The organism is Aureivirga sp. CE67 (assembly GCF_015767245.1).
Taxonomy (GTDB): domain Bacteria; phylum Bacteroidota; class Bacteroidia; order Flavobacteriales; family Flavobacteriaceae; genus Aureivirga.
In genome coordinates this window covers 1-17,167 of sequence record NZ_JADOTV010000015.1, presented here as the reverse complement: position 1 = coordinate 17,167, position 17,167 = coordinate 1, and the positions used below count along the sequence as shown (strand labels likewise).

The window sequence follows — 17,167 nt, the reverse complement described above, 5'->3', positions numbered from 1 at the left end:
AAACTATTTAATAATGTATCCCTCTTTTGTTTTTATAATCTCACAATTATAAGTCAGTTTTAAAGCATCAAATATTTTTTCAAGTGTAGGATTATGAATTTTTGCTGTGAAATATTCATTTTCCAAATTTGATTTTTCAACTATAATTTGGATTTTAAATTGCTTTTCGATACTTGAAATTACCTTTAAAAAAGAAGTGTGATTAAATGAAAAAGTATTGTTATACCATATATAATTTTTTGATCTGTTTTTATTCTGAATAATTTTATGTTGTTTTTTTACAAAAATACCTTGTTGATTTTTGATAAGAATTGTTGGTTTTTTCGCTTGATTTTTTTCACTAAAAGCTACTTTTCCTTCCTCGACAAACACAAAAGTAGAATCTTTTAATTTAGTATTGACATTAAATTCTGTTCCTAAAACCGTCACTTCCGTATTTTCAGTTTCTACAACAAAAGTATTTTGGTTTTTTTCTACTTTGAAAAAAGCTTCCCCTCTTAAAAATACTTTTCTCTCCAGTTTTAAATTTTTGTCATAACTAAGAAAAGAATTTTTATTCAGAATTACCTCTGAACTATCAGGAAGTAAAATGGTTTCAGTCTTATCAGTAGTTTTAATTTCGATGATTTCAGTAATAACTGGTTTGTCTTTTTTCTTAAAAGAAATTGAAATTAAAAAAGCAATTACTGCTGCTGAAGATAAACCTAAAATAAGTGTTTTGATTTTTACTTTTTTCTTAGGTTTTACTTTATTCCAAGCTTTTTCTGTATCAAAATTATGTTGAAATACAGCTTCTGAAAAATTACTTTCTTTCCAGATTTTTTCTATGTCTAGAAATGTTTTTTCATTTTCAGGATTTTCTTTTCGCCATTGATCTATTTTTTTAGAATCTTCAGCAGAAAGATCTTCTTGTAAGTATTTAATTATTTTTGCTTCAATATTTTCCATAATTAAATCATTTTAATAAAAAATATAAAAGAATGAGTCTTAGATAATCTTTTAAGTTTGCTCTCATAAATTTTAAAGCCTTACTCATTTGATTTTCTATCGTTTTAGGAGAAAGGTCCATTTTTTCGGCAATCTCTCTATATTTTAGGTTTTCAAATCTACTCAATTCGAAAATTTTCCTTCGTTGTTCGGGTAATTGTCGGATGGCAAGATATATCTTTTCTTTCAATTCATTTTCCTCTAATTCATCACTATATAGAGTTGTGTCTATATTATTTTTGATGTCTTTCAAATGTTTTGAACGAATTTCTTGATCTCTTAAATACGACAAACAATTCAATTTTACAGCTCCATATAAATAAGATTTCATACAGGTTTTTATATTAAGAGTTTTTCTTTTTTCCCAAACCTTGCAAAATAAATCTTGGACTATCTCTTCTGCTGTTTCTGAGCAGTTTACATATTTATTTGCAAACAAACATAACTCTAAATAATGTCTTTTAAAGAGTAATTCATAGGATTTTATATCACCCTCTAAAAATGTAGTTGTTAAATTATCAGTTGTTTGCACTCAAATTTATTTAATTGATTAAAAATAGATGCTTAAATATGAATTCGCTACAAATATCATAAAAATCTATATAAAACATTTAGATAATGTAATATGTTTATTGTTGATACTTGATTATTCGTTATTTTTGTTGACAAATCTCAAATAAAAAACCCTAAAAATTTAGTATAAACTTCAAAAATGATGAAAAAAATTTTATTATTGGCATTTGCTTTTCTAGCATTTGCACCTATTGCGGAGGCTCAACTACAGACAGGAATTTCTAATCAACAATTATCATTAGCTGGTTCAGGAGACAGTAGACGAATTAGAACAATTTCTGCAACAAGTAAACTAAACCCATTCTTATTTACTAAATGGTCAACTGGATATGTAACTTTTACTGATTCTAGAATTTTTCAAAGTGATAAATTACATTTTAATCTTGTAAATAGTACTTTAAATTACGAAAGTGATTCAGGAAAAGAAGATGAGTTTTTTCAAGTAGAAACAAGTAGTATTTCTAGTTTTTCTTTATATAATGAGAAAACTAAAGAATTAGATAAATTCTTAAAAATTGACAAATCAGAGTTTGCTAACCCTGATGAAATAGTAGCAGATTTCTTTAGAGTTTATAATGATCAGCCTGCAGATAAGCAGTTTTTAATTTTAGAATATTATAAAAAACGAGTTACTGTAAAAGGAAATGACGGTAATGGAGGTTATTCTGGAGCAAGAGCTGTAGAAGCTTCTTCTAAAATGAGAAAGTATGAAACTTTCTTTGTAAAGAAAGATGGTAAATTTGTAGAAACTAAACTTTCGAATAAGAAACTTTTAAAATTATTTAGCGATAAGAAAAATCAGTTGAAATTTTACATTAAAAAGAATAAATTAAACTGTAAAAATCCTGAAGATGCTTTAAAATTAATTGAAGTTTATTATTCAAAGTAATAAAAAAGAATAAATTAAAACCATAAAGAATTTCTTTATGGTCTTTTATTTTGGATATTCTAAATTTAGTTCTTCAAGAGCTTCAACAACTTTTTTTGCAATCAAATAATTTCTATACCATTTTTCATCCGCAGGTATAATTTCCCAAGAAATAGGTTTTCCACAGTTTTTAAAAACCTTCTCATAAGTTTTCTGAAACGTATTCCAATATTTTTCATCTTTAGAATCATCAGGACTATATTTCCATTTTTTATCTGGATTTTCTAATCTTTTTTCAATTCTATGCTTTTGTTCTTCTAATGAAATATGAAGAAAAAATTTCAAAATAATCGTATCATTATCTTTTAGATGACTTTCAAAATGATTGATTTTCTCATACCTTTTCTCAATAATTTTACCTTCTAAAAGCTCATGAACAGTCGGAACTAAAATATCTTCGTATTGCGATCGATTAAAAATCTGAAACATTCCTTTTGCTGGAGTTTCTTTATGAATTCTCCACAAAAAATCATGTGAAGCTTCTTCTTCTGTCGGAACTTTAAAAGATTTTACTGTACAACCTTGCGGATTTAAACAAGAAAAAACATGTCGAACAGTTCCATCTTTTCCAGCAGTATCCATTCCTTGAAGAATAATTAATAAACTATATTTTTTAGAAGCGTAAAAAACATCTTGCAGTTTGAAAAGTTGTTCTTTTAGTTCTTCTGTTTTTGCTTCAATTTCATCTCTAGAAATTGATTCTTTTGGCTTTGTTGGAATATGTTTTAATTTTTTCATACTTGCTTCGATTTTCTTCTTAATAGTTTAAAAGCTCCCATTTTCACAAAATTATTTACGGTAAAACATACAGCCGCATAAGCCCAGATTAAACCTGCATATTTCCATCCGATTGCTGGCATTAATAAACCATAAGCAGCAAAAAATGTTGCTAAAATTTGCGTTGAAAAAGTTGGTATGAAAAGTTTTGGTGATGGATAAGGTTTTTTCCAAAAATGTTTGTCCCAAGTTCGAGTTAAATACAGCGTTGAATGTCCATCTACACTCAGTTTTAAGAACATTAAAGTTTGGATAATATGTTCTGGAAAATGATTTTCTTCTAAATAATAAAACAAAATAAAAGATTCAATTAATCCAGCAAAACCAACTGCTGCTGCAACTAGCATAACTTCTCGCATATTCCATCGGACGGGTTTTTTACTGGTTTCCGCATTATCATAAGCAATCATCATAATTGGAATATCATTCAGTAAAGCAAGAAGAATAATCATAATTGCTGTTAAAGGATAAAAATTGAAAACAATAATCGAAAGTGACATAAAAAGAATCACACGAATAGTTTCTGAAATTCGGAAAGTTGCATAAGATTTCATTCGTTCAAAAACCAAACGAGCTTCTGTAATTGCATTGATAATAACCGAAAGTCCTGGAGCAATCAAGACTACATCTGCTGCGGCTCTTGCTGCATCTGTCGCACCAGAAACTGCAATTCCTGCATCTGCTTTTTTCAGTGCTGGAGCATCATTCACTCCATCACCAGTCATTGCTACGATATAATCTGCTTTTTGTAATTCATCGATAATAAAATATTTATCTTCTGGGAAAACTTGCGAAAATCCGTCAGCTCTTTCAATCGTTTCGATAATTTGCGATTCGTGTTTTCGGATATGTCCATGTGGTAAATTTGCACTTTTCAATTCTTCTAAAACATCTTCCACAAGTTCTTCTTGGAAATGCTTGATTTCTTTGTCTGCCACATCAGGAGAAAGCTTTTTATAAAGAGCTCCTCCAATCACTTCTGCTAAAATCGAAAGTTCTTTATTTGCCCCTTCGTGTCGAAGTTCTTGTGTATCTAAAATATTTTCTCCAATATCTAATAATGCAGAAATTTCTTTTGCAATTGCCTGATTATCTCCCGTAATCATTTTTACTTGTAATCCAAGTTTTTTAGCTTTTGCAATTGTTGATTTCGAATCTTTTCTTGGAGGATCAAAAAGTGGAATTAAACCAATAAAATCAAAAGCTTTTTCATTTTCTTTTTTCTTCGCAACACCAATGGTTCTATATCCTTTTTTTGCAAACTCATAAACTTTAGCGTTAATCTCTTTTTCCAATTCATCATTTTCACAAAGAGAAGCAATAATCTGTGGAGCTCCTTTTGTTACTGTAAATTTTTCTGATTTTTCTGAAATATCAGCTACTGTTCTTTTAATAACAGGATCGAAAGGAGTAAATTTTGTTTGTGTGAATTCTGTTATCTTATCTTTTAATTTAAACTTATCAATCTTTTCAAAAATTGGAATTTCAATAGGATCTTTATTTTCTTTTTTACTAGCCAAAGCAGCATAGAGATATAAATCTTCTTCCGAAAAATCATGAAACAGAACAGGATCTGCTGTACTCATTTTATTTTGAGTTAAAGTCCCTGTTTTATCACTACAAAGAACCGAAACTCCAGCAATCTCTTCAATAGCCGCCAAACGACTTACAATTGCTTGTTTTTTTGCCAAATTAATCGCTCCAATTGCCATCGTAACAGAAAGTACAGCTGGCATGGCAACAGGAATTGATGCAACAACTAAAACTAGAATAAATCGGAGAACTTCCATGATTGGGTCATGACGGAAGAGGGAAACAATAATTAAAATAATCGCTAAACAAATTGTCAGCATTATCAACCAATTTCCAATTTTAAGAACTGCTTTTTGAAAATGACTTTTTTGTTCTTTTCCAGCTTTAATAACTAAAGAAGCACTTTTTCCAAAATAAGTATTCATGGCAGTTTCGGTGACAATTGCTTCCATTTCTCCAACTTTTATTACAGAATTACTATAAGCAATATCTCCAACAGATTTATGAACTGGGAGTGATTCTCCAGTCAATGCAGCTTGATCAATTTGAACAAATTCGCCACCAATTAAAACAACATCAGCAGGAACTACATCTCCAATTTTTAGTTTGATAATATCTCCAGGAACTAGATTTTTTGCTTCAATTTCAACAAATTTTCCATTTCTTTTAACTAAAGCTTTTTTGGCAAGTGTATTTTTTAAAACTTTTAGAGCACTTAAAGCTTTTGCTTCTTGAGCAAAATCAATGATAACATTTACGAGAAGAAGAATAACAATAATGGTGAAATCATCCCATTTTTTTGCTAAAGCAGAAAGCACTGCAGCAATTTCGATCATCCAAGGAATTGGTCCCCAAAGTCGTTTGATAATTCTCTGAAAAATAGTTTCTTCCTTTTCTGGAATTTCGTTGAAACCATATTTTTCAATACGTTTTTTACTTTCATTTTCGGATAAACCTTTTTCAACATCCGATTTTAAATCGGCAGCTATTTTTTTCCAATCTTTTTTCTCCTTCTTATTATCTCCCATATCTCATTCAGTTGAAATTCTTATAAAGCTGATTTACTTAAAGTTAAAGCTTTATTTTTAATTTTTAAAATAAGAGCAATGGAGTGTTTTTAGCTTAACATTTTTTTTAACTAAAAACGATTATCTAAGACATTTAAAATCTTTGAAATGTGAAATTATTTGAGAAAATGATAAAATTAAAATGTTTATAACTTGTTGATAAGTATAGTTTTAGTTTTTTTGTTGTTAAGTTTTATTTAACAGTTTAACAAAGGTTTAACGGATTTTTTAGATTTATAAGAAGTAGTTGTTTAATTTTGAGTCCAAAATTTAAACCAACCAAACTCATTCATGAAAAAAATTATTTTATCTGTTTTTGCAGCAGCTACGCTTTTTAGTTGTAAGACTCTGCAAACGAGTAAATCTGTAAGCTTACCTATTGATACTACAATTGATTTAGTAGATGTTCAAAATGATAAAGTGAAAGTTACTGTAGATCCTTCTAAAATTAAAGAAGAGACAATCGTTTATCATTTACCGAAAATTGTTCCTGGAACATACCAAAACTATGATTACGGACAATATGTTGAAGGATTTAAAGCTTTAGATAAAAATGGAGCTGAATTAAAAGTTGAGAAATTAGATATCAATTCTTGGAAAATTAACGATGCTAAGAAATTAGATAAAATCGTTTATTTGACAAATGATACTTTTGATACGGAAAATGAAAAACCAGAAGATGATGTAGTATTTTCTCCTGCAGGAACAAACTTTGATAAAGACAAAAACTTTGTATTAAACCTTCATACAATGATTGGTTATTTCGAAGGAATGAAGCAATCTCCTTATAGCTTAAAGGTTTTAAAGCCTGAAGATATGTATGGAAGTACTTCATTACAACAAGTAAGAATCAAGGAAAGTCATAATACGCAAACGCAAGATAATTTCTTTGCAAATAGATATTTTGATATCATCGATAACCCGATCATGTATGATAAAACTCCAGAAATTTCTTTCAATGTAAATGGAATAGATATTTCTATCAATGTTTTTTCTCCAAATGGAACATACAATGAGGAAAGTTTAAGAGAGCAAATGAATAAAATGATGAATGCTCAGAAAACTTTCTTAGGGGAGATGAATACAACTAAAAAATATAGTATTCTAGTGTACCTTTCAACTTTAGGAGAAAATGATGCAAAAGGATTTGGAGCTTTAGAACACCATACTTCTACAGTTGTTGTAATGCCAGAGCAGATGCCAAAAGATGCATTAATGCAATCTTTAACGGATATTGTTTCTCACGAATTTTTTCATATCGTAACTCCATTAAATGTACACTCTGAGGAAGTTCATTATTTCGATTTCAACAAACCAAAAATGTCTAAGCATTTATGGATGTATGAAGGAATCACGGAGTATTTTGCAAACCTTTTCCAGATCAATCAAAAATTAATCAGTGAAGAAGATTTTTACAATAGATTAGTTGATAAAATCAAAACTTCAAAAAGATTTAATGATACGATGTCTTTCACAGAAATGAGTGAAAACGTATTGGATGAGCCTTATAAATCTCAATATGGAAACGTATATCAAAAAGGAGCTTTGATTGGTATGGCTTTAGATATTCAGTTAAGAGAATTGAGTAATGGAGAAACAGGGATTTTAGATATAATGAAAGAATTATCGAAAAAATATGGAATGGAAAAACCATTTAACGATGATGAAATCATTAAAGAAATCACGGAAATGACTTATCCTGAAATTGGAGAATTCTTTACAAAACATGTAAAAGGAAATTTACCAATTGATTATAATGCATTGTTTGAAAAAGTAGGAATTACAAGTGAAAAAATAGAAACTCCTGTAGGATATTTATTACACGCACAAACTCCGTTTATCGATGTAGTAAAAGGAACTAAAGATATTTACTTCCCAAGTTATTTAGGTACGAATAGCGGATTGGAGAAATTGGGTGTAAGAAGTGGAGATATTTTAAAAGAATTAAACGGTGTTGCGTATAATTTAGATAACGTACAGCCTTTAATTTTTGCTTCTATGGCAATTGAAGCTGGACAAGAGATTCAGATGAAAGTTTTAAGAGATGGTAAAGAAGTGGTTCTAAACGGAACTGCAATTCAGCCAACTGTTGAAAATTCAGAAATAAAAGCATTAGACTTACCAGATACAGATCCAAGAATGAAATTAAGAAAAGCTTGGATGTTCAACTAATTTTTTAATTTAGTATTATGAAAAAGCCTTTTTACTTGTAATGAGTAAAAAGGCTTTTGATTTTTTATTCGATAATTATTTTTTGACTTGTCAAAGTTCCTAAATGTTCAATTTGTAGGATATAAATTCCTGATTTTAACCCTGAAATATTTAAGTGATTTTCGACTGTTTTTTTCGAGATGATTTTCTTCCCAATTGTATCATAAATATTTATTTCTTTTATCGAATTTTCAATTCCTTTTAAGTGAATAATATCTCCAGAACTAGGATTTGGAAAAATTGAAAAACTATTTTTTTCTTCCTCCAAAATATTTACAGATCCTGAATCAGAAATATCATAAGTTCCAAAAGGAATTAATTCTACATGTTCTTGCTCTGTTTTATCATTCAAAAAATTATTTCCAGCAAAATTCCAATTTTCCGAAACCCAACCTCCATCAGGTCCAGTCCCATTAATTCGGTATAAATAGCTGTTTTTATAAATATCTTCAAAATTTTCTTCCTCACCAACTTGATCAATTACTTCATTTGAATTTTTATCCAAAATTCGAAAAGCATCGTTTCCATTTGCATTTAAGAAGTTTCCTCCGTCAATGATATTTGAAAAATTTTCGTCAGAACCATAATGTGTGTTAAAAAAATAAATACTATCATCAGAAGCTACGATATAAACAAATTCATCCGAATAATAGCCTGATAAATCCATTTCACTTTCAAAATCATTTGCATTGGTTGCTTTTTGAATTTTATAATTGTTTAAATTTACTTCTCCCGAAACATAAAGTTCTATAATTTTAGGAGTACCTCCCAACAAATCCCCATCTACAATGGCTGTAAAAATTACATCTTGAGAATATAACAGGGAGCTAAAAAGAATAGAAAGTATAAAACTGTATTTTTTTATAGAATATTCCATTGTTTATGATTTATTAAGATTGAAAAATTGTTTAATTATTGAAATAATTTGGTGAAATTGCCACCTTTTGTATTTTTCTTCAAAAAAAGAAGATTTGTTTTATAAATATAATAAAATCAATTAGTTATGTATCAAGTGGCTTTTTATAATTTGGAAAACTTTTTCGAGATTCACCCTTATTCGAATACGAGTCCGCACGAATTTTCTCCTAACGGAAAGATGAAGTGGGGAGAATATCGTTTTGAGAAGAAAGTTGAAAAAGTAGGGAAAGCCATAAAACTACTGGAAGAAAAAACGAAAATCCAACCTTTGTTTATTGGTCTGGCAGAAATTGAAAGTAAAGCTATTTTAGATAGAATTACTTCTTTTCGACTTCTTGAAGATTCGAACTATAAATCAATTCACTTCAACTCAAAATACGAGAGAGGGCTTGATGTTGCACTTCTATATAATGCAAATTTGTTTGAAATATTGGCATCAGAACCTATTGAAGTTTTGCTTAAAAAGACAGGAAGTAAGAAAGTTTATTCTAGAGACATTTTATATGTAAAAGGAAAAGTAGCAGAAGAAATTCTTCATGTTTTTGTAAATCATTGGCCGTCGAAAAGAAAAGGTTCTGCCAAGAAAGAAGCTGGAAGAGTAGAAGCATCTTTTTTAGTACAGACTAAAATAGAAGCAATTCGAGCTGAAAATCCGGATGCGAAAATTATCGTTTTGGGAGATTTTAATATCAATCCAAATACAGAACTGATGCGTGATTTTGCACTATTTTCAAACTTGATAAATCCGATGACTTCTATTTATAATGAAAATACAGGAACGCTGAAATTTCAAGGAAGATGGCATTTATTTGACCAAATATTGTTCTCAGATAATCTTCTAAAAAGTAAAAGTTTTAAGTTTCAATCTGCGCATATTTTTACAGATCCATATTTAATCGGAACAAGAAATGAAAAGACAAAAGAACCAAATAGAACTTATTTTGGTAAGAACTATATTGGTGGAATTAGCGATCATTTTCCTGTTTATGCTTTGTTTGAATAATTAACTTGAAATAGATTCTTGTTTTTTACTTAAATGTTTATCCTTAAATTTTTTCAAATTACTCAATGGTTTTGTCACCATAGAAACTCCTAAGAAAATAACTAAAGTAGCAGAAACTTTTATCACATTTAAACTGTCTTTTCCTTGAGAAAGTGCATAGATAGTAGCAACGATAGGTTGAACATAAATAAAAACACTTACTGTTGTTGGTTTTAATTTATCAATAGCTAATAGATTAAACAGATATGTAATGAAAGTTGTAAAGAAAACTACAAATCCTATTTTCCACATAATAGTATCATTAATCGTTTCCCATTGAATTTCGCTTACTTGACTTAGACCAAAAGGTAAAACCATGATAAAACCAAAAGTATATAACCATTTTACAAAAGTGAAAGGATGGTATTTTTTCGTAAGTTTTTTGGCTAAAACCATATAAGTGGCGAAAGAAAGTGCATTTACAAAAACTAAGAAATTACCAAAAATAGCATTTGAATTATTCCCTCCACTATGTCCATAAGTGATCAACACAATAGCTCCAATCATCCCGATTACAACTCCAATTAATTTTTTAGTTTCTATTTTTTCTTTCAACATAAAATAGGAAAGAATTAAAACTAAAATTGGTGCAGTTACCATGATAGAAGCAGCAGTAATAGGAGAAGTATAAGTTAAACCTTTAAAGAAAGTAAGCATATTAAAAGCTACACCAAAGAAAGCAGCAATGGCAATTTTTGGATAATCTTTTTTATCAATTTTTTCTTTTTTACCAAACAAACTAATGAACCAAAAAAGGAGCATTGCTCCAAAAACCCTTAAAACAATAAAACCATAAGGTTTTACATATTGTGGCATTACATCTTTTGCAATAGTAAAGCTTACTCCATAAATAATTGAGGTTGAAAGTGCTGCCAATAAAGCAAAAATTCTTGTATTCATTTTTGTTTGTTTCTTTAAATGAGGTGCAAATATCTTACTTTTTACAGTTCGAAATTAATTTTTGGGATTAATTCCTCAGAAAATTTATTTTTGCAATTATTAAGTAAATCATAGAAACCTTAAAATTATTATGAAAAGTTTAAAAAGAATTCTGTTTTTCTTCATTGTCTTGGTGTTTAATCTTATTCAAGCACAAAAACTACAATTTCAAAATGAAAAAAATAAAGATGGAAGCATTAGTATTTATGCTGATAATATCTATAAATGTCCTCTAAGTGTTGAAATTGATTTTAGTTTAAAAAATATGAAAAGAGAGGAAAAGAACAATCATATTTTTGTAATTCCACCTAGTTCGAAGAAATTTTTAATCACAACACTTTCGCCTAAAAAGAAAGGAAAAAAGTATAGTTTTTCTAGTAAATCTAAAGTCTGGTATGGAGATGTAACACAAGAAATAAATACGGATTATGAATATTCTTTACCTTATAATATTTCAGAATCGTATTTGGTTTCTCAAGGTTATGGAGGGAAAAAATCTCATAAAAATGAATTTTCTTTAGATTTTGATATGCCAGTAGGAACAGAAATTACTGCAATTCGTGGAGGAGTTGTAATTGAAGTTGTACAAAAATTCAATAAAACTTGTCCAAGTAAAAAATGTGCAAAATTTAATAATTATGTAATCATTTCTCATAATGATGGAACAATCGCAAAATATTTACACATAAAAAAAGGTGGTGCAAGAGTGAAAATAGGGGATGAGGTGAAAAAAGGACAATTAGTTGCTTTGAGCGGAAATGTAGGTTGGAGTACAGGGCCACATTTGCATTTAGAAATTAATGGTTTTGTAAAAGGAGCTTATCAAACAATCAAGACACAGTTTAAAATTAGCAAAGAGAAAGGAAATGTATATCTAGAAGAAGATGATAATTTTGTAAGAGAGTTATAAAAAAAAGAGAATTCTAATTCAGAATTCTCTTTTTGGTTTTTAAAGAATGATTTAATTCACTTTTTGATATTCTTCATGTCTTTTTATAACTATTTTAGTTGTCCCAGCATAAACATATTCTGATATCAATTCTAAAACCAATTTATCATCTGTTAGCTCTTTAATAGTACCATGATAATTATCAAAACCAATATCATTGGAATTATGGTATCTTAGTTTTCCATTTTCATCAATTTCCCAATCTCCATTAAAATCATGAGAATTAAAATATTCTTGATTTTCAACAGAAACTCCATTTTGATTCTCAGTAGAAAATATCCATGTAGTGTCATCATCAAAAACAAATTTCTTTGGATTATCAGAAAAAGTCATTGTAGTTGTAGAAGATTTCATTACTCCAGTATCTTTTACAAATTCTTCGCCAGAATCATCTGTTGCAGCTGTTCTTACAGTTTCATAATTACAAGCAATTAATTTCCATTTTCCAACTAATTTTGAACTAGTGTCATTTGTTTCTCCACCTTCATTGTTCTCACCATTGTTTTGGTTGTTTTCTTGTGGATTTTCGTCTTCATCTTTGTCACAAGCGATGGTTGCTATAGCTAAAAAAGCTATTAACATTAATTTTAAATGTTTCATATTATTTGATTTGTAAGTTTTGAGAACGAAAATAGATAATATTTTAACAAAAAAATTGATAAATATTATGTTTTAGCTTTTTTTGATAAGATGTACGGATATTATAAATAAAAACTATGAAAATAAAAATTTGTTCGATTTTAGTAGAAGAAGTTCTGAAAGTAGATTGTTTTGTTGCTAGGTGATATTATAATAACTGATATAAAGTTTTATAAAAATGGCTGTTTTTGATAATTTCTTTAATCTGTTCTTTTGGAGAAAGTTTTTCAAATTCAGATTTTTCTTCTTTTGTACGACGATATAAATAGTTTCTTTTTTCTAATTTCCAATCGATGACTTTTGTGAAATCAAAGAATTCTATTTTAAATTTTTTATCAGAAATAAGTTGTATTTTTTTTAAAGCTTTTTCAAATTTCCTTTTAGCTTTCTTTTTTCCATATTTTAAAAAAATAGATTTGATATAAGCTTCATCATAATCCCATAAAGTTTCTATCGAAATGTTTAAAATATATTGAGAACTAATAGAAATAGATTGATCATACTTTTTTAAACCATCATAACATTTTATATATTCTAAATCTCGTTCTACGACATAAAAACCAATTGCATAGCCTGCTTCTTCTAGAAAAGGATACTTTTTAGATAAATCTAGATAGTATAAAGCTTTTTCAAAATTATTTTTCTTTAAGTAAATTGCAGCAAGTTGATTGCAGGATTGATTTAAAAAAATATAATAAGGCTTTTTTTCAATATCTTCTTTTGTAAATGTTTTTTGTGTTTTGTCATAAGAAAGTAATTTCTTGAAATTTTGTATTGCTTCCTCATTTTTTCCATTTTTCATTAAACCTTTAGCTTTCCAATACAGAATAGAATATTCATTTTTCTTTCCATAAAATTGATCAAGAAGTTCATCTCCAAAAATTGCTTTTTGATTTCTAACTTCTCTTGAATAAAATTCTTGTGAAAAACCACTTATTTGTATTAACAACAGAAAAATAATAAGGAAACTTCGCATTTTGTTTTTTTGTTAAATATAAAGAAATGAATTAAAAGAAATTAGAGGTTTGAAACTATGTGATACTTTTCTATATTTGATTTTAATTTAAAAAAAATATGAAAAAAAGTATTCTCCTATTGTTTAGTTTATTCTTGATGATTTCATGTATTCCTAAAACAAAATATCTAAATCTTAATTCTTCAGATATAACCAAAATTGAAATAATTCCTTTCAATTCTGAGAAATATATTTTAGAAAATGAAGAAAAAGATGATTTAATTTCAAAACTGAATGAAAGTAAAAAGGATGGACCTTATAAATATATGAAAACACATAGAATATTATTTTTCTATAAAAATGGAAAAATTGATACTGTTCTTTCGAATGGAAAAATACTTCAAATAAAAAGTACTTGGTATGTTTCGGATAAAAATTATCTAGAAACCTATAAATAGAAATCTATATCTAAAAGAAAATACCTCATAAAGGTATCTTCTTACGAAACAATCTCCTGTTTCAATTTCAAAATATCTTTTAATTTCTGAACCTCTTTTCGAATTCCTTTTCGAATCACAAAAAAAAGAACAATTCCAATCACCACATAAAAAACATCAATAAAAACGACATTCCAAAAACCTAAATATTTACTGAATTCTGGTGAAATCATAAAGAAACCAATCGTATAAAGAGTAACAACTATAGGAGCAATCACACGATGAATTAATTGTCGGAACTTATAAAAATTCAAAGAGTTTTCCGCAGCTTGTAAAGTACTTTCGATAGTATTAATTCTTTTCGCTTTGTAAATACTAATTATTTCTATCACAATTCTGAAAAGTAAACCTCCAAGCATCAAACCAACACCAATTCTACTAATGATTTCTTTTACTGGAGCAACAAAATAAAAGAACAAAGAGATTACAACCAAAGTGGTAAACAAAATCATGATGGTACTATAATAGAACAAGAAATTGTCCTTTTCTTTTTTCTTTATTTTCTCTTGCAACGCATCAAAATTTAAAACAGGAAGCTCAATTTCCTCTTTATTTTGATTCCAATTGTTTTGTATTTTTTCGAATTCACTAATCATTTTTGTCGTTTTTTAAAATGGTTTCCAATCTCTTTTTTATTCTATGAATTTTCACACGCACATTAATAGCATTTATCCCAATCACTTCAGAAATATTTTCATAATCTTGATTTTCTAAAACCATCATAATTATTAATCGATCTATTTCTTTCAGTTGCCCAATTGCTCTATAAAGTCTAGAATTATCCTGCGCTTCTTCTTTTCCAGAATCCACCAAAGCAGGCTGGTTTTCTACACTCGAACTTAGCATCTCTTTTTCCTTTTTATCTTTTTTTACATATTGTAAACAAGTATTTACTGTAATTCTATAAATCCAAGTTTTATAAGAAGATTCCCCTTTAAATTTTTCCAAATTACTCCAGATGCTGATGAAAATTTCTTGAGACAAATCATTCGCAATATCTCTATCTCCTTTTACAAACCCTAAACACATTTGCAAAACCATCGGACTATATTGCTTATGGATATCTTCAAATAGCGTATTTTTATTATTTGGCATCTTCGAAAAAAGTATTTAAAGTTTCATAAAACCACTCTGCCTGATCAAACATTAAGAAGTGTTTACTATTCGAAGCCATTTTGATTGTTTTGTTAGAAAGATTCTCATACTGACTTTCATAATTTTTTTGCACAATTTCTACATTAGGAAAAGAAGCTCCAAGAATTAAAGTCTTGCTCTTTATTTTATGTAAAATAGCTCTCTGATCCAATTTTAAAATATCTGTATAACCATAAACCCAAGTTTCTCTATCTGCTTTCATGATCCAATTTTTCAAAACTTCTTTTTTATCTTCTTTTAAAGTCATGTTAGAAGCCATCATCGTAGCAGTATATTGAAATTGTTGCGCACTCATATTCAACATTTGTTTATTATATGGACTATCATAAACTAGATTTTTTGCAGGAACATTCGGCATCATCACCTCACGAATACATGGTAAAGATTCAGCTAAAACAATTGTAGAAATCTCATTTGGTAATTCTGCTGCAATATCCATTGCTAAACTTCCACCCATACTATGCCCAATGATAATCACATCCGACATTTCATTGTCTTTTATATATTGTATTAATGCATTTTTAATAGTAGCATACCAAGGCATTTCAATTGGCGCAGTTCCATTAAAACCTGCATAAGTAAATAAGTACGATTTTCTCTTTAAGTTTAAATTCTCCACAGTTTCTTCCCAAACTTCTCCTGGTGTTGCAAATCCTGGTAGAAAAAATACTGGTTTTCCTTCTCCTTTAATTTCTACCGTAAAAGGTTTTGCCGCATTTGAGTTTGATAAAGAATCTTTTTCATAAAACCCGAAGCTTGATAATGTATTTAAAAGAACAGAAAATAAAACGATAATTCTAATTGACTTTGACATAATGCTACTATTTATTTTTTTAATGTTTATACCCCTTTGATTAAAAAAAAATCCACTTGTTACACTTTCGAAAAAAAATGTGAAATTTTTTTAAAATAAAAATCAAATTCCCCTATTGAGAGATGTTAGGAGTGTGTAAAAAATATAGAAACAATAGTATTCTTAAAACAAAACTTGGTACACTTTTGTAAAGTGTTCCCATTGTTTTTAGTATTTGCGTGGTCACGAGATACAAACTTGTACTAGCGAACATCAAAATTGATAAATAATAACATTTTTAAAATCTCTTTTTTCTAATAATTTATTTGGGCGAAGTCTTTTTCTTCAAAAAAATGAAGAAAAAGAACAGGCTTTCCGTTCCAAGTTTTGTATTTCTAAAAAAGATCTTCTAAAGAATCCGTGGGCTTCTAAGATCGCCTCCGTTTCTTAAGAATCTCTAATTTTTAGAAAAACAAAAGCTTTCTACTACAATCCTTCTCGCAAAACACTCATATATATAATGTATCATCACAAATAAAAATTCAGTAAACACTAAATTCCTTCACATTATAATAATACACCTATATATAATAAGTGAATAAAAAGTCCCAACGGGACGACATCACCCAGCATAGGACACCGTCCTATGAAAATAATCCAAAACAAAACGGTGGATGAGCGTAGTCGAAACCAAAAAACTCCCATCCTTTAAAAGGAGGGGCTGGGGGTGGTTAAATTTTTCTACACCCAACCCATTGAAAACCAAACCCTCTCCAAAAACAATCAAAAATAAATGCAAAAACTTCATAAAAACACTTGCAGGAACGAATAATTCACGTACATTTGCATCCGCTAAAACAAACAAAGGTAACGGCGTTTGTAGCAGCAAAAAGTTCTAAAACAAGGTTGAAAAATAATTTTTAAAAAAGTTTTGTAAAAAGCTTGTCAGAATAAAAAAAGTTATTACTTTTGCAACCGCTAAAACGGAAAGCGTTTTAGGATTTAGAAAAGTTCAGTAACAGTTTTGAGGATTTGAAAATAAAACAAAAAATATTTTAAAAATAATTTGTTTTATAAATTAAAAAAGTGTTACATTTGCACTCTCAATTACGAGAGTAAGAATAAGAAGTTCATTGAAGAAATTATATATTATTGACAGCGTACAAAGAGTAAGAAACAGAGTTTAAATACTCGCAATTCTTTT

The 17,167-nt window shown here is 28.4% G+C and carries 16 protein-coding genes; 5 read left to right on the top strand and 11 right to left on the bottom strand.

The features are described from left to right. Nucleotides 1-3: 3 nt before the first annotated feature. Nucleotides 4-948: a FecR family protein gene (locus I0K12_RS15645; protein WP_196889082.1), complete on the bottom strand. Its 945-nt coding sequence runs from the start codon at nucleotides 946-948 to the stop codon at nucleotides 4-6. 7 nt (nucleotides 949-955) lie between these two features. Beyond that, a complete protein-coding gene (locus I0K12_RS15640; protein ID WP_196889081.1) occupies nucleotides 956-1,519 on the bottom strand; it encodes an RNA polymerase sigma-70 factor in 564 nt (187 codons plus the stop codon). A gap of 183 nt (nucleotides 1,520-1,702) precedes the next feature. Between I0K12_RS15640 and I0K12_RS15635 the strand changes: the two genes are divergently transcribed. After that, nucleotides 1,703-2,449: a hypothetical protein gene (locus I0K12_RS15635; RefSeq protein ID WP_196889080.1), complete on the top strand. Its 747-nt coding sequence runs from the start codon at nucleotides 1,703-1,705 to the stop codon at nucleotides 2,447-2,449. Nucleotides 2,450-2,494: 45 nt separating this feature from the next. Here I0K12_RS15635 and I0K12_RS15630 read toward each other — a convergent pair whose 3' ends face one another. Both I0K12_RS15630 and I0K12_RS15625 read right to left on the bottom strand, forming a co-directional pair. Further along, complete coding sequence (locus tag I0K12_RS15630) at nucleotides 2,495-3,226, bottom strand: PPK2 family polyphosphate kinase (RefSeq protein WP_196889079.1); 732 nt, start codon at nucleotides 3,224-3,226, stop codon at nucleotides 2,495-2,497. Next, nucleotides 3,223-5,826 carry a plasma-membrane proton-efflux P-type ATPase gene (locus tag I0K12_RS15625; RefSeq protein ID WP_196889078.1) on the bottom strand — a complete coding sequence of 868 codons (2,604 nt, stop codon included), beginning with the start codon at nucleotides 5,824-5,826 and terminating at the stop codon, nucleotides 3,223-3,225. Before I0K12_RS15625 ends, I0K12_RS15630 begins: the two co-directional genes overlap by 4 nt. A gap of 330 nt (nucleotides 5,827-6,156) precedes the next feature. Between I0K12_RS15625 and I0K12_RS15620 the strand changes: the two genes are divergently transcribed. Continuing rightward, nucleotides 6,157-8,037 (top strand): peptidase M61, encoded by a 1,881-nt coding sequence (locus I0K12_RS15620; RefSeq protein ID WP_196889077.1) that lies wholly within the window; start codon nucleotides 6,157-6,159, stop codon nucleotides 8,035-8,037. Nucleotides 8,038-8,101: 64 nt separating this feature from the next. On the opposite strand, the gene I0K12_RS15615 is transcribed toward I0K12_RS15620, so the two are convergent. Further along, the gene (locus I0K12_RS15615; RefSeq protein ID WP_196889076.1) at nucleotides 8,102-8,953 is read right to left on the bottom strand and encodes a T9SS type A sorting domain-containing protein; all 852 of its coding nucleotides are present in this window, start codon (nucleotides 8,951-8,953) and stop codon (nucleotides 8,102-8,104) included. 126 nt (nucleotides 8,954-9,079) lie between these two features. On the opposite strand from I0K12_RS15615, the gene I0K12_RS15610 reads away from it, so the two are divergent. Beyond that, the gene (locus I0K12_RS15610) at nucleotides 9,080-9,997 is read left to right on the top strand and encodes an endonuclease (RefSeq protein ID WP_196889075.1); all 918 of its coding nucleotides are present in this window, start codon (nucleotides 9,080-9,082) and stop codon (nucleotides 9,995-9,997) included. On the opposite strand, the gene I0K12_RS15605 is transcribed toward I0K12_RS15610, so the two are convergent. Next, on the bottom strand, nucleotides 9,998-10,936 hold the full coding sequence (locus I0K12_RS15605; protein ID WP_196889074.1) for a DMT family transporter: 939 nt from the start codon (nucleotides 10,934-10,936) through the stop codon (nucleotides 9,998-10,000). It abuts the gene before it with no gap. 130 nt (nucleotides 10,937-11,066) lie between these two features. Between I0K12_RS15605 and I0K12_RS22175 the strand changes: the two genes are divergently transcribed. Continuing rightward, nucleotides 11,067-11,885, top strand: coding sequence for a M23 family metallopeptidase (locus tag I0K12_RS22175; RefSeq protein WP_196889073.1), 819 nt, complete (start codon nucleotides 11,067-11,069; stop codon nucleotides 11,883-11,885). Between the two features lie 51 nt (nucleotides 11,886-11,936). Here the strand turns inward: I0K12_RS22175 and I0K12_RS15595 are convergent, their stop codons facing one another. Further along, on the bottom strand, nucleotides 11,937-12,524 hold the full coding sequence (locus I0K12_RS15595) for a hypothetical protein (RefSeq protein WP_196889072.1): 588 nt from the start codon (nucleotides 12,522-12,524) through the stop codon (nucleotides 11,937-11,939). A 187-nt stretch (nucleotides 12,525-12,711) separates the two neighbouring features. Next, nucleotides 12,712-13,539: a hypothetical protein gene (locus I0K12_RS15590; RefSeq protein ID WP_196889071.1), complete on the bottom strand. Its 828-nt coding sequence runs from the start codon at nucleotides 13,537-13,539 to the stop codon at nucleotides 12,712-12,714. A 98-nt stretch (nucleotides 13,540-13,637) separates the two neighbouring features. Here I0K12_RS15590 and I0K12_RS15585 point away from each other — a divergent pair, with 98 nt between their 5' ends. Continuing rightward, complete coding sequence (locus I0K12_RS15585; RefSeq protein WP_196889070.1) at nucleotides 13,638-13,976, top strand: hypothetical protein; 339 nt, start codon at nucleotides 13,638-13,640, stop codon at nucleotides 13,974-13,976. A gap of 41 nt (nucleotides 13,977-14,017) precedes the next feature. Here I0K12_RS15585 and I0K12_RS15580 read toward each other — a convergent pair whose 3' ends face one another. The 3 genes from I0K12_RS15580 to I0K12_RS15570 are packed head-to-tail and all read right to left on the bottom strand — an operon-like array spanning nucleotide 14,018 to nucleotide 15,984. Continuing rightward, the gene (locus I0K12_RS15580; protein WP_196889069.1) at nucleotides 14,018-14,611 is read right to left on the bottom strand and encodes a hypothetical protein; all 594 of its coding nucleotides are present in this window, start codon (nucleotides 14,609-14,611) and stop codon (nucleotides 14,018-14,020) included. Beyond that, nucleotides 14,604-15,110: an RNA polymerase sigma factor gene (locus I0K12_RS15575; RefSeq protein ID WP_196889068.1), complete on the bottom strand. Its 507-nt coding sequence runs from the start codon at nucleotides 15,108-15,110 to the stop codon at nucleotides 14,604-14,606. Before I0K12_RS15575 ends, I0K12_RS15580 begins: the two co-directional genes overlap by 8 nt. Next, nucleotides 15,100-15,984: an alpha/beta fold hydrolase gene (locus I0K12_RS15570; RefSeq protein ID WP_196889067.1), complete on the bottom strand. Its 885-nt coding sequence runs from the start codon at nucleotides 15,982-15,984 to the stop codon at nucleotides 15,100-15,102. Before I0K12_RS15570 ends, I0K12_RS15575 begins: the two co-directional genes overlap by 11 nt. Nucleotides 15,985-17,167: the final 1,183 nt, after the last annotated feature.

What these genes read in the sequence shown, in the direction of transcription:
- I0K12_RS22175 (WP_196889073.1), top strand. Translation starts at nt 11,067, where the DNA reads ATGAAAAGTTTAAAAAGAATTCTGTTTTTCTTCATTGTCTTGGTGTTT.
- I0K12_RS15585 (WP_196889070.1), top strand. Translation starts at nt 13,638, where the DNA reads ATGAAAAAAAGTATTCTCCTATTGTTTAGTTTATTCTTGATGATTTCA.
- I0K12_RS15580 (WP_196889069.1), bottom strand. Translation starts at nt 14,611, where the DNA reads ATGATTAGTGAATTCGAAAAAATACAAAACAATTGGAATCAAAATAAA.
- I0K12_RS15625 (WP_196889078.1), bottom strand. Translation starts at nt 5,826, where the DNA reads ATGGGAGATAATAAGAAGGAGAAAAAAGATTGGAAAAAAATAGCTGCC.
- I0K12_RS15645 (WP_196889082.1), bottom strand. Translation starts at nt 948, where the DNA reads ATGGAAAATATTGAAGCAAAAATAATTAAATACTTACAAGAAGATCTT.
- I0K12_RS15575 (WP_196889068.1), bottom strand. Translation starts at nt 15,110, where the DNA reads ATGCCAAATAATAAAAATACGCTATTTGAAGATATCCATAAGCAATAT.
- I0K12_RS15630 (WP_196889079.1), bottom strand. Translation starts at nt 3,226, where the DNA reads ATGAAAAAATTAAAACATATTCCAACAAAGCCAAAAGAATCAATTTCT.
- I0K12_RS15570 (WP_196889067.1), bottom strand. Translation starts at nt 15,984, where the DNA reads ATGTCAAAGTCAATTAGAATTATCGTTTTATTTTCTGTTCTTTTAAAT.
- I0K12_RS15590 (WP_196889071.1), bottom strand. Translation starts at nt 13,539, where the DNA reads ATGCGAAGTTTCCTTATTATTTTTCTGTTGTTAATACAAATAAGTGGT.
- I0K12_RS15620 (WP_196889077.1), top strand. Translation starts at nt 6,157, where the DNA reads ATGAAAAAAATTATTTTATCTGTTTTTGCAGCAGCTACGCTTTTTAGT.
- I0K12_RS15615 (WP_196889076.1), bottom strand. Translation starts at nt 8,953, where the DNA reads ATGGAATATTCTATAAAAAAATACAGTTTTATACTTTCTATTCTTTTT.
- I0K12_RS15595 (WP_196889072.1), bottom strand. Translation starts at nt 12,524, where the DNA reads ATGAAACATTTAAAATTAATGTTAATAGCTTTTTTAGCTATAGCAACC.
- I0K12_RS15605 (WP_196889074.1), bottom strand. Translation starts at nt 10,936, where the DNA reads ATGAATACAAGAATTTTTGCTTTATTGGCAGCACTTTCAACCTCAATT.
- I0K12_RS15610 (WP_196889075.1), top strand. Translation starts at nt 9,080, where the DNA reads ATGTATCAAGTGGCTTTTTATAATTTGGAAAACTTTTTCGAGATTCAC.
- I0K12_RS15635 (WP_196889080.1), top strand. Translation starts at nt 1,703, where the DNA reads ATGAAAAAAATTTTATTATTGGCATTTGCTTTTCTAGCATTTGCACCT.